Raw genomic sequence first — 11756 nt, forward strand, 5'->3', positions numbered from 1 at the left:
CTGCAGCCTAGCCGCAGGCTCAGCGAACGCGCAGGAGCGCCAGGAACATCCCGTCTGTGCCGTGCTTGTGGGGCCAGAGCTGGGCCCACGGGCCGGGTCCGGTGTCCGGCAGCGGCTCCCCGGCCCGGTCCAGCAGCAACGGTCGGACGTCCTCGGCGACGACCCGGCCGGGGAAGGCCTTGAGCACGTCCTTGACGACGAACTCGGTCTCGGCCAGGTGCGGTGAGCAGGTGGCATAGAGCACGAGACCGCCCGCACGGGTGGCCTCGATGGCCGAGGCCAGCAGATCACGCTGCAACGGGCCGAGCTCGGCGAGGTCCCGTGGGGTCCGTCGCCAGCGAGCCTCCGGACGCCGCCGCAGTGCCCCCAGACCCGTGCAGGGCGCGTCGACGAGCACCCGGTCGAACCGGCCGGGGTCGGTCTCACCGATCTCACGGCCGTCCCCGACGACCACAGACACACTCTCGGGGTGGCGCTCACGCACGGCGCGCAGCGTGTTGCGCACCAGAGCGGCGCGGTGCGGCTGGACCTCGTTGGCCAGCAGACGGGCTCCTCGGTGGACGGCGAGGGCAGCGAGCAGACCGGCCTTGCCACCGGGGCCGGCACACAGATCGAGCCACTCCTCGCCGTCGCCGCCACGCGCCGTCTTGTCGTGCGTCTCGCCCGCGGCGTGCTCCGTCTCGTCCCCGGCGTGCTCCGTCTGTCCATCCGTCGTGGCGCCGGCGAGGGCCAGGGCGAGCAGCTGGGAACCACCGTCCTGCACGGCAGCCCGCCCATCACGCACGCTGGCCAGCTGGCCGGGGTCCCCTCCGGGCATCGTCCAGGCCGTGGGGGCGATCGGGTCCGGCACCGCTCCTGCGGCCTCCAACTCCTCCTCGGCACCGAGTCCCGGTCGGACGACCAGGGTGGGCAGCGCAGCGGTGTTGTGGGCCTCGAGCAGCGCGCTCAGGTCAGCGTCAACACTCTCGGCTGTGCTGGACCCGTGCCCGATGAGTCCCGCGCGCAGCGCCCGGACGATCCAGGCGGGGTGCGAGTGCTGGAGGGCGAGTCGTTCGACCGGGTCCGTGACCGGCTCGAGCACGCGTTCGAGCCACTCGTCACGGCTGCGCTCTGACACACGGCGCAGCACGGCGTTGACGAAGCCACCCGCGCCTGCTCCCACGTGCTGCCTGGCCAGCGCCACCGTCGCGCTGACGGCGGCGTGATCTGGCACGCGCATCCCGAGCAGCTGGTGGGTGCCCAGCCGGAGGATGTCCCGCACTGCGGGGTCGATGGATCGTCCCGGCGGGTCGACTGCGGCGTCGACCACGGCGTCATACAGTCCCTGCATCCGCAGGGTGCCGTAGGTCAGCTCCGTGGCGAACGCGGCGTGACGACCCTGGAGCCGGGAGTTGCGGAGCACCGTGGGAAGCACGAGGTTGGCGTAGCCGCCGTCGGCGACGGCACGCAGGACCGAGTAGGCCGCGCCGCGGGCTGGATCGCCGTGGCGGGCCCGCTGCGACGGTGCCTGCGCCGACCGTTGCCGCCGGCCCTGCCGCCGACCCTGTCCCCGACCGTCACCCTCAGCCACCGAGCACCTCCCCCGCCTCGATCCGGACTCCTCGTGCCCAGTCGCTCGCGGGCATGGCCCTCTTGCCGTGGGGCTGCACGACCCCGAGGCGCACGGGGTGGGTCCCGGTGCCCACCAGCACCGCCTGCCGCTGCACCAGGAGCTCTCCCGGCGCCAGTCGCATCCCCTCCGGGTCGGTGGCCCCCAATGGTCCTTCCAGGGGGTGCACCTTGAGGCGAGGCTGGCGAAAGGTCGTCCACGCCCCGGGTGCGGGCGTGCACCCTCGGATGTGCCGGTCCACCGCATAGTCGGGGCGGGCCCAGTCGACCTGCGCCTCGTCAACGCTCAGCTTGGGGGCGTGCGAGATACCCTCGGTCGGCTGCGGGACCGGGGTGATCCGGCCCTCCTCAAGTCCATCAAGCGTGGCGACCAGCAGTTGCGCCCCTGCCCCGGCCAGCCGCTCCAGCAGCGTCCCGGCGGTGTCAGTGGGACGGATCGTCTCGGTCAGCGTGCCCAGCACCGGGCCGGTGTCGAGTCCTTCCTCCAGCAGGAAGGTGCTCGCCCCGGTGACCTCGTCACCGGCCATCAGGGCACGTTGCACGGGGGCGGCGCCGCGCCAGGCTGGCAGCAGCGAGAAGTGCAGGTTGATCCACCCCTGAGCCGGAATCTCGAGCACGCCCCGGGGAATCAGCCCACCGTAGGCGACGACCGGAGCCGCGTCGGGAGCGATCTGAGCCAACCGGGTGGCGAACTCGGGATCCCGCGCCGACGTGGGGGTCAGGGCCTCGATCCCCGCCTCGTCCGCGACCTGGTGGACATCGGAGCGCGTCAGGCTGCGTCCTCGTCCGGCGCGTGCCTCGGGGCGGGTCACCACCGCCGCGACCTCGTGTCGCGAGTCCAGCAGTGCCCGCAGTGCGACGACAGCCGGAGCGGGCGTTCCGGCAAAGACCAGTCGCACAGGACTCCTTCTTAGTCAGCAGGCACCGGGCCCGGCACCCACGTGGGGCACCGGGCCCAGCCCGTCATGGACCGGACCAGTGGGGTCCGGCGGATCAGCCAGGCAGCACCAACCCCGGCCGCGACCGGGGCCGGGGTCTCGGGTTCACGACAACTCCACCCCGGTGTCCCGGATCTCGGCGACCTCTTCTCCCAGGGCACGCAGGAGGGTGTGGCGCTCCTCGCGACGCTCCCGCTGCTCGTGGGGGTCCGGGACCGGAGCGGCGGCGAGCAGCCGCTGGGTGTACTCCTCCTGGGGATTCATCAGGACCTGCTCGCGCGGCCCGGCCTCCACCACCCGACCGTTCTGCAGCACCACAACCTGGTGGGCCAGCAGGTCGATGACAGCCAGGTCGTGGCTGATGAACAGGCAGGCAAACTTGTAGCGTGCCTGGAGGTCGCTGAAGATCTTCAGCACCTTGGCCTGGACCGAGACGTCGAGCGCAGAGGTCGGCTCGTCAGCGACGAGGAGCTCAGGGTCCAGCGTCAGCGCCCGGGCCACGGAGATGCGCTGGCGCTGGCCTCCGGACACCTCGTGCGGATAGCGGTTGTAGACCTCCCGCGGAAGCTCGACGGCGTCCAGGAGCTCATAGACCTTCTGCTCCTGAGCCTTGCGGTTGCCGACCTTGTGCACCACCATCGGCTCGCTGATGCACTCACCGATCGGCAGGCGCGGGTTCAGGGACGCCGCCGGGTCCTGAAAGATGACGCCGATGCGACGGCGGATGGCCTTGAGCTGGTGCCGTTTCATCCCCGTGATGTCCTGGCCCAGCAGGCGGAACGAGCCACCCGCAGCGGGGATCAGACCGAGCGCGCACCGTCCGATCGTGGACTTGCCCGAGCCGGACTCACCGACCAGACCCACGATCTCGCCCTGACGCACCTGGAAGCTCACGTCATCCACGGCCCGGAAGGGTGGCTTGCCCATCCGGTGGTACTCGATGACCAGGTTCTCCAGGTCGATGGCGAGCTCGGCGCCCTCAACGGCCTCGACCTCGGCGATGCTGATGCCCATCTGGTCGCGGCCCGCGCCCAGACGCGGGACGGATCCGAGCAGCATCTTGGTGTATTCGTGCTGCGGGTTGAGCAGGACCTCGTCGACCGTGCCCTTCTCCACCAGCTCACCCTTGAACATCACGCAGACGCGGTCGGCCATGTCGGCCACCACGCCCATGTTGTGCGTGATCAGCAGGATGCCGGTGTTGAGCTTTTCCTTGAGTGAGCGCAGCAGGTCGAGAATGTCGGCCTGCACGGTCACGTCAAGGGCTGTCGTCGGTTCGTCGGCGATGATGATCTTGGGGTCACAGCTGATCGCGATGGCGATCACCACGCGCTGACGCTGGCCACCGGACAGCTCGTGCGGGTACTGCTTGACCCGCCGCTCGGGCTCGGGGATGCCGACCATGTCGAGCAGCTCGATGGCGCGCTGCAGGGCAGCCTTGCCCGAGGCGATGCCGTGGAGCTCGAGGGCCTCGGTCATCTGGGTGCCGATGGTCAGCACCGGGTTCAGCGCTGTCATCGGCTCCTGGAAGACCATCGCGATGTCGTTGCCGCGCAGGCGCCGCATGGCGTTCTCGGACAGTTTGCGGATGCCGTGCCCGTTGACGGTGATCTCACCGCCGATGCGCGCGTTGCTCGGGAGCAACCGCATCGCGGTCATCGAGGTGACTGACTTGCCCGAGCCGGACTCACCGACCAGGGCGACCACCTCGCCGGGGTTGACGTGTAGGGACACACCCTTGACCGCGTGGACCGAGCCGAACTCGGTGCTGAACCGGACGTCAACCTCGTTGAAGTCCAGGACGGCTCCGGTGGTGCTGTCTGTGGTGGTGGCAGTCATCAGTCGCTCCTGCTCTGGCGGGGGTCGAAGGCGTCGCGCAGGCCGTCACCGAGGAAGTTCACCGACAGTGCGATGCCCAGGATGACCATGCCGGGCCACCAGAAGAGCCACGGGCGGACCGTGAAGCTGTTCTGGTAGGTGGAGATCAGTAGTCCGAGGGAGGTGTCCGGCGGACGGACACCGAAGCCCAGGAAGCTCAGCGCGCTCTCCAGCAGGATCACCGCCGAGATCGTCAGGGTCGCGCTGACGATGATGGTGCCCATCGTGTTGGGCAGGATGTGCTTGAAGATGATGCGCCACGGAGAGGTGCCGATCGCCTCGGCCGCGGTGACGAACTCCCGCTCGCGCAGGGACAGCACCTCTCCGCGGACGAGTCGGGCCAGGCCGGTCCAGGAGACCAGGCTCAGCATGATCGCCAGCGGCCAGATGCCACCACCACTGCGCTGACCCAGCACGGCGGCCAGGACGAGCAGCGGGATGACGATGAACAGGTCGGTGACACGCATCAGGATGGCCTCGACCCAGCCGCGGAAGTAGCCCGCGATGGCGCCGATGAGGGTCCCGAGCATGGTCGTCAGGATGCCCACGGTGAAGGCGATCGTCAGGGATCGCTGGGTGCCGCGCATCGTCAGGGCAAAGTAGTCCTTGCCGGCGTTCTCCTGGCCGAACGGCTGCTCGCCCCAGGCCGGGGGGAACAAGCTCAGCGTCGGACGTCCCCCGTCGACGATGGTGGCCGCGGACCAGTAGTCCTTGTCCCACCAGCCCGGGATGAAGAAGTAGCCGATGGAGGAGATCGCCATCACCACGACGAAGACGAGGAAGGCGAGGGAGAACATCGCGCCCTTGTGCCGGAAGAACCGTCGGCGGATCAGCTCGCCCTGAGAGTAGGACTTCTGCGTCAGGTCGATCTGCTTCTCGACCGAGAGCGCGTCCGTCGTGGTGCCGGCACTCTGCGCGGAGCCGGGGTCGTGCATCTCGGGGATCGGCGAAAGTCTCTCCTCGCCGCTGCCGGGTGTCTCGGGCTTGTCGTTGTCAGTCATGGCGTCCTCCGTGCGGAGTGGAGTCGGGCTGGCAGGTCATGGTGGGCCACCTGCTCACGTCCGGATCCGCGGGTCAAGGAAGGCGTAGGCGATATCGGCGACCATATTCATCAGAACGGCTGCCGTGCCGGTCACCAGATAGAAGGCCATCACCGGGGCAGGATCGACCCGCTGGAGACCTTCCTGGAAGAGCGCACCCATGCCCTTCCAACCGAAGACCGTTTCGGTGACCACCGCGCCACCGATCAGGCCGGCGAAGTCGAAGGCCACGATCGTGGTGATGGGGATCAGCGCGTTGCGCAGGGCGTGCTTGGTGATGACTACCCGCTCAGACAACCCCTTGGAGCGTGCCGTGCGGACGTAGTCCTGCCGGATGGTCTCCAGCATCGACGCGCGGGTGTAGCGGCTGTAGCTGGCCAGCGAGATGACGGTCAGCACGATGGTGGGCAGGATCAACTGGACCCCCCAGTCCCACATCTCGGTCCAGAACGGACCCTCGAAGTTGACAGACCCTGAGCCGATCGTCGAGATGGGTCGCGGCTTGCGGTCCAGGAACGGACCCCAGTTGCGCAGCAGCTGGTCCAGCGCCGTGGCGCCCGCGAAGGCGACAGCGGTGCCGATGGACACCCAGATCGCGATGTTGCGGTCCCAGCCGCCCCAGAACCAGCCGATCACGATGCCGGACACGATGGCGATCGCGAGCATCAGCAGGAGCAGCGGGTAGGTCGGCGCGACGATCCAGCCGTTGAAGATGAACCAGCCCACGACCCCGGCCGCGATGGTGGTCAGGGAGGAATACAGGATCTTGCGGTTGGTGGTGCCCACCGTCAGGTAGGTCAGCAGCACGCCAGCACCGGCCGCGATCAGGATGATCAGCGGGAGTCCGAGCGCGGGCTGACGCCACCAGCCGACCTGGTCGAAGTAGGTCATCGCACCGAAGCCCACCAGAGCAGCGACTCCCCCGGTCACCAACTTGCGTCGCAGGTCCCCACCCAGGACCGAGGCGATGGTCAGCCCGAACAGCAGGCCGACTATGAGTGCGGTTGTCAAGGAGACCGATGGATCAGCCATCCAGTTGTTGAACCGGATCGCGCCGTACTCCTTGAGCAGGACCGCCACCCAGAAGACGGGCAGGGAGTAGAAGAGGAAGGCGGCGAAGGTGACTGCGTAGTCAAATCCGGAGTACTGGCGGATGGCGGCCAGGATGCCCATCGTCACACCGATGATGATGGCCAGGGCCGTTGCCAGGGTCACCAGCCGCAGGGTGCTGCCGGCGGCGTTGACGAGGGAGGTGCTGATGCTGGCACCCGTCGAGTCATTACCCAGGTCGCAGTTGAGCGTCACGCACTTTGCTACACCGGTCAACCACATCCAGTACCGCACGAACCAGGGTTCGTTCAGGTTCATGTTCCGGGTGCGGGCTTCCATCTGCTGCTGGGCAGTGCGTTCGCGACTCTCTCGGAGGTCCTCCAGCGGGTCACCGGAGAAGACGGTGATGAAGAACAGGAAGACGGATCCCAGGAACAGGATCAGGGCTGAGACGCCGAGCCTGCGCAAGATGAATCTGAGCACGGGGTTTCCCTTCGGGTACGTGAGGCTGCCGTGGCCTGGGTCGCCCGAGCGTAACGCTCGGCACGTGCCCTGTCATCCTCTGGGACGGAGTGCCGCAAGACTCATCCTCCGGGAGGGCCGTGGCCCGCTCTCGGGCCGGTCTGGTGCCGGACGGACCGGTGGGGCGGGACCGAGGTCCCGCCCCACCGGTTACTGCATACGTCCGGCTGGTGCGGCCGGTGACGAACTCACCGGCCAGTGATCAGATGATCACTCGCTGCGCACCCACTGCTCCGCGTTCCACGGCACGCCGGTCTGGCTGGCGTTGAGGATCACGTTCTGGAGCGTGCTGTCGTAGGCCACGACACCCGGGTGCGCGAACACCGGGATGCTGTGCAGGTCGTTCCAGGCCTCGGACTCGATGATGACCAGCTGCTCCTCCCGGACCGTCTCGTCCAGGGTGGTGGAGATGACGCTCCAGGCGGTGTCCGCCGGCTCGTTCACCCACTGACCGAAGTTGCCGCCCTCGTTGCCGATCTGGTACCAGAAGGCCGAGCCGGTCACCGTGCCGGAACCGGCCCAGGCGAACAGCGCGATCTCCCAGTCACCGGAGGCGAGAACGTCGCCCAGACCCGGGGCGCTCGCGTCGACGATCTCGAAGCCGACCTGGTCACAGGAGGCCTTGATGAGCGCGACCTGGTCGACACGACGCTGGTTGCCCGCGCCGTAACCGATGCGGATCTGCGTGCCCTCCTCGAGGCCGGACTCCTCGAACTTGGTCTTGGCGGTCTCCAGGTCGATCTGGTCGTAGCGGCCGTCGTAGATCTTGCCGACGTGCTCCTCGTAGCCCTCCTGGAAGGGGAAGACCTCCCGGGAGTTCATGACGACTGCCTCGTCGGTGATCGGCTTGAGCAGGTTGTCGACGATCTGCTGACGCGGCACGCAGTAGGCGAAGGCCTCGCGAGCGGCCAGGCCACCAGCGTCCTCGGCGAACGGGCTGCCCTCGGCGAAGTTGTAGTCGAGGTGCTCGAACGTCATGGTGTCGCCGGTGTCGATGGTGATCGTGTCACCCAGGGCCTCCAGCTGCTGGACGGTGTCCACGGTGGCCTGCGGCTCGATGATGTTGAGGTCACCGTTGCTCAGGGCCTGGACGTGAGTCTCCGGCGCAGCGAAGCGGAAGGTCAGGTTGGAGGTGGCCGGCGGCGGGCCCCAGTAGACGTCGTTGGGTCCGAGGGTGACGTACTCACCGACGCTCCACTCGGCGCCCTTGGAGCCGTCAATGGTGTAGGGACCACTGGACTGCGCGATGGCGGGGTCCGGCAGGGTCTTGTCCGGGGACAGCCAACCGGTGTTCCAGAACTCGCCGACCGGCGCGAGGGCCTCTGCGTCGCCGTCCTTGATGGCGGTGACCAGCTCCTCCGGCGTCATGCCGGACTCTGCGGCGGCAACGTGTGCCGGGCCGGTCGGGCCGCCCACCATCAGCTGGTAGTCCGGGTAGGGGTCCGGGTAGGTCAGCGTGAAGGTCTTGCCATCCAGCTCACCCTCCGGGCCGTCCGGGACGTACAGGCCCCAGTCGGTCCCGACGTTGTTGAACGTCGGGACGTAGTCCTCGTCGCCCTCCGGCGCCTCACCGAAGACCGACGGCGGGTTCTGGGCGACCCACTCGAGCAGGAAGTCGTTGTAGGTGATCGGAGTGCCGTCCTCCCAGACAGCCTGGTCCGAGATGGTGTACTCGACGGTCAGCGGGTCCTCGCTGGTGACCTCGTAGGTGCCGAAGTCCTCGTCCGGGTAGATCGTGCCGTCAGTGCCGTAGTACCAGAAGCTGGAGCCAAGGCGCGAGGAGACCACCGCGTTGTAGACGGAGTTGGTCTCAGCCGTGTTGGCGTTGAGGCCGGCCCACTCGTCAGCACCCACCGAGAAGTAGATGTTGTCTTCCTTGGTGGTGATGTCACCGAGGTCGGGCTTGGCGGTGTCGGCCGGGGCCGCGTCCTCGCCACCGTCGGGGCCGCTGGTCTCCGAGCCGTCGTCTCCGGGAGCAGCAGACGCGTCGTCGCCGTCCGCAGAGTCGTCCTCGGAGCTCTGGGTGTCGTCAGTGGTGGTGTCGTCGGGGTCCTCGGTGCCTGAGGTGCACGCGGACAGCACCAGGGCTCCCGCGGCCACAATCGCCATGGTTGTGCGCCTGATCTTCAATGTTCCTCCTATTGAGCGGACACTCCGCAGGCGGGCGCCGGCCCCCTTGGCCGGGACCCGGCAGCCTGCAACGCGCCGGGGGGTATGCGAGAGCAAAGTTATGCAACTTCGCAGGGGTTTACCAACACAAGTCGCCGCAAGGTGACCCGATCGTTACCGAGTTGAGACGCAACCCCGTGCCCCGTGGCGGATCGGTCACAGATCCAGATCCACGGGGTCGAGACGGATGTGCAGCTCACCACCGGCCTTGCGCAGACTGCGCGCAGCGCGCAGGGCTTGCAACGCAGCCGGCAGGGCTTTGCCACCGCCACTGACCCGCCTTTCACTGTCCGGCCTTTCACTGTCCGGCCCGCCACTGACCCGCCTTTCACTGTCCGGCCCGCCAGTCTGTCCGTCGGCGACTGTGCGCTCCCGGACCACGAGCCGGAGCAGCTGGGCCGACTCGTCTGTCCCCCCGCGTGCTGGCAGCGGGCCAAAGATCTCGAAGTGTGTGCCAGGTGGACCACCGCCCTGCCCCGGACCACCGGTGACCTCTCCGGCCAGTCGCTGCTGGGCGGCCGAGACGGCGTCGGGGTCGCCGGTGACCGTCGCGGTGCGGCGCACCGGCGGCAGTCCGAGGGCCGCGCGCTCGTCGAGCTCACGCGCGGCGAGCCAGACCGGGTCCCACCGCACCAGTGCCTCGACCGGGCGCAGCCGCGCGTGTGGGGGGACCCCCGCGAGCACGACCGGTGTGCCCGGCCTGCTCAGCGCCGCCGCGGCGGTCCAGCGGCGCAGTGCCTCGACACCGGAGTCCAGACCGCCGCGGTCCAGCAGCGCCCATCCGTCCAGGAGCAGGATGGCGGCATAGCCCGAGTCAGCAACGGGCTCGGCCCCCGGGGTGGCCACCACCACCGCCGGGCGGTCGGGGACCGTGGCGAGCACCTGCCCGGCACGAGAGACCACGATCCTGGCACCCGGAAAGGCCCGGCCGACTTCTTCCGCCGTGCGCTCCTCACCCACGATGCTCGAGCGGCGGGACCGGTCGCCACACTCCCGGCACGGCTGTCCCGAGTCCGCCCGCCCGCACCACGCACAGGCGGGCACCACCCCCGCACCGCTGCGTTGCAACGGTCCGGCACAGGTGGTGCAGCGCACCGGTGTGCGGCACTGCTCGCAGCTGAGCGCGACGAGATATCCCCGACGCGGGACCTGGACGAGGACGGGCCCGGACAACAGCCCGTCCTTGACCGCACGCCAGGCGATGCTGGGCATCCGGGCGCTGGCAGCGGCGGCGTCGCGCGCTCCCTGGTGGCCCTCACCGGCAACGGTGACCCTGGGGGCACGTTGGGCCACGGCAGCGGCCGAGCCGCGCACGAGGCGCAGGTCACCACGGCTGACCCAGTGCTGGATCTGTGGTGTCGTCGTATAACCCCCAACCAGCAGACCGGCACCGCTGATGGCTGCCCGGCGGCGCAGCACCTCTCGCACGTGGGGGTAGGGCGCGCGCGGCTCCTGCAGGTTGTCGTCACCGTCGTCCCACCAGGCGACCAGTCCCAGATCACGCACCGGCGCGAAGGCTGCCGAGCGGGAGCCGATGACGATCCGCACGTGCCCGCGCAGCACCTTCAGCCAGGCGCGGTAACGCTGCTCAGGACCCAGGTCGGCAGTCAACCGCACGTAGGCGTCCTGCCCCACGGCACCGTCGAGCACGGCGGCCAACCGGTCAACGTCACGGTAATCGGGCAGCACCACGAGACTGCCTCTGCCGGAGGCGTGCACTGCGGCAACGGCCGTGGACAGTGCCGTCGGCCATCCTTGCGCCGAGCCTGCATCAGGCAGCGCCGTCCAGGCGGCGGCCGGTGACTCCCCGGCCGCGAGGCGACGCACGAGCGCGGCCCCGGCCGGATAGGACTGCCACCCGTCCGGCTCGATCACGTCGGACCTCCCAGCGGCCTGCCGTGTCGACGACTCCGAGGTGGGCGGCTCCGAGGTGGGCGGCTCCGAGGTGGGCGGCTCCGAGGTGGGCGGCTCCGAGGTGGGCGGCTCCGAGGTGGGCGGCTCCGAGGTGGGCGGCTCCGTCGTGGGCGGCTCCGTCGTGGGCGGCTCCGTCGTGGGCGGCTCCGTCGTGGGCGGCTCCGTCATGGGCTGCTCGACCGGCAGCGACTTCTCCGCGCGCGCGTGCCGTGGGGGGATGGCCAGGCGCAGAACGTCCGCCAGAGTGCCGGCGTAGTGGTCGGCCAGCTCGCGACAAAGGCGCGCAAGGTGCGGGGTCAGCACCACCTCGGCAGAGACGACCTTGAGCAGCGGGGCCAGTCTCCCAGGATGCTCCGCCTCTGCGCTGCGCCGCAGGACGTAGCCGTCGACGACCCTCCCCGCGAACCGGACGCGCACCCGGACGCCTGGACGGGCGAGGTCGTCGAGGTCGGTGGGAACGGCATACTCAAAGGGGCGGTCCAGGTGCGCCAGGTGACTGTCGACGAGCACCTCGGCGACGGGGTCAGTCAGGCGGCTCTCCTCGCCGGAGTCGGTGTCACGCGTCCCCGGTGCGGGCACAGCGAGGCCGACCAGGGTCGGTTGCTCCCCGGTCGGCTGCTCCTGCGCGGCCACCACG

7 protein-coding genes are annotated in these 11756 nt (G+C 69.3%); all 7 read right to left on the minus strand.

The window, feature by feature from the left end; genetic code table 11:
* Positions 1–19 precede the first annotated feature (19 nt).
* The gene (locus FNH13_RS11555) at positions 20–1570 is read right to left on the minus strand and encodes an RsmB/NOP family class I SAM-dependent RNA methyltransferase (RefSeq protein WP_143783560.1); all 1551 of its coding nucleotides are present in this window, start codon (positions 1568–1570) and stop codon (positions 20–22) included.
* On the minus strand, positions 1563–2507 hold the full coding sequence (fmt, locus tag FNH13_RS11560; protein ID WP_143783561.1) for a methionyl-tRNA formyltransferase: 945 nt from the start codon (positions 2505–2507) through the stop codon (positions 1563–1565). Before fmt ends, FNH13_RS11555 begins: the two co-directional genes overlap by 8 nt.
* A 144-nt stretch (positions 2508–2651) precedes the next feature.
* A complete protein-coding gene (locus tag FNH13_RS11565) occupies positions 2652–4385 on the minus strand; it encodes an ABC transporter ATP-binding protein (protein WP_143783562.1) in 1734 nt (577 codons plus the stop codon).
* A complete protein-coding gene (locus FNH13_RS11570; protein WP_143783563.1) occupies positions 4385–5425 on the minus strand; it encodes an ABC transporter permease in 1041 nt (346 codons plus the stop codon). Before FNH13_RS11570 ends, FNH13_RS11565 begins: the two co-directional genes overlap by 1 nt.
* Positions 5426–5479: 54 nt before the next feature.
* Positions 5480–6997, minus strand: coding sequence for an ABC transporter permease (locus FNH13_RS11575; protein ID WP_143783564.1), 1518 nt, complete (start codon positions 6995–6997; stop codon positions 5480–5482).
* Positions 6998–7246: 249 nt separating this feature from the next.
* Complete coding sequence (locus FNH13_RS11580) at positions 7247–9145, minus strand: ABC transporter substrate-binding protein (protein ID WP_143783565.1); 1899 nt, start codon at positions 9143–9145, stop codon at positions 7247–7249.
* A gap of 216 nt (positions 9146–9361) precedes the next feature.
* Positions 9362–11755 (minus strand): primosomal protein N' family DNA-binding protein, encoded by a 2394-nt coding sequence (locus tag FNH13_RS19580; protein ID WP_228266372.1) that lies wholly within the window; start codon positions 11753–11755, stop codon positions 9362–9364.
* Position 11756: the final 1 nt, after the last annotated feature.

It is taken from the genome of Ornithinimicrobium ciconiae (assembly GCF_007197575.1).
Lineage (GTDB): Bacteria > Actinomycetota > Actinomycetes > Actinomycetales > Dermatophilaceae > Ornithinicoccus > Ornithinicoccus ciconiae.

What these genes read in the sequence shown, in the direction of transcription:
- FNH13_RS11565 (WP_143783562.1), bottom strand. Translation starts at nt 4,385, where the DNA reads ATGACTGCCACCACCACAGACAGCACCACCGGAGCCGTCCTGGACTTC.
- FNH13_RS11580 (WP_143783565.1), bottom strand. Translation starts at nt 9,145, where the DNA reads ATGGCGATTGTGGCCGCGGGAGCCCTGGTGCTGTCCGCGTGCACCTCA.
- FNH13_RS11570 (WP_143783563.1), bottom strand. Translation starts at nt 5,425, where the DNA reads ATGACTGACAACGACAAGCCCGAGACACCCGGCAGCGGCGAGGAGAGA.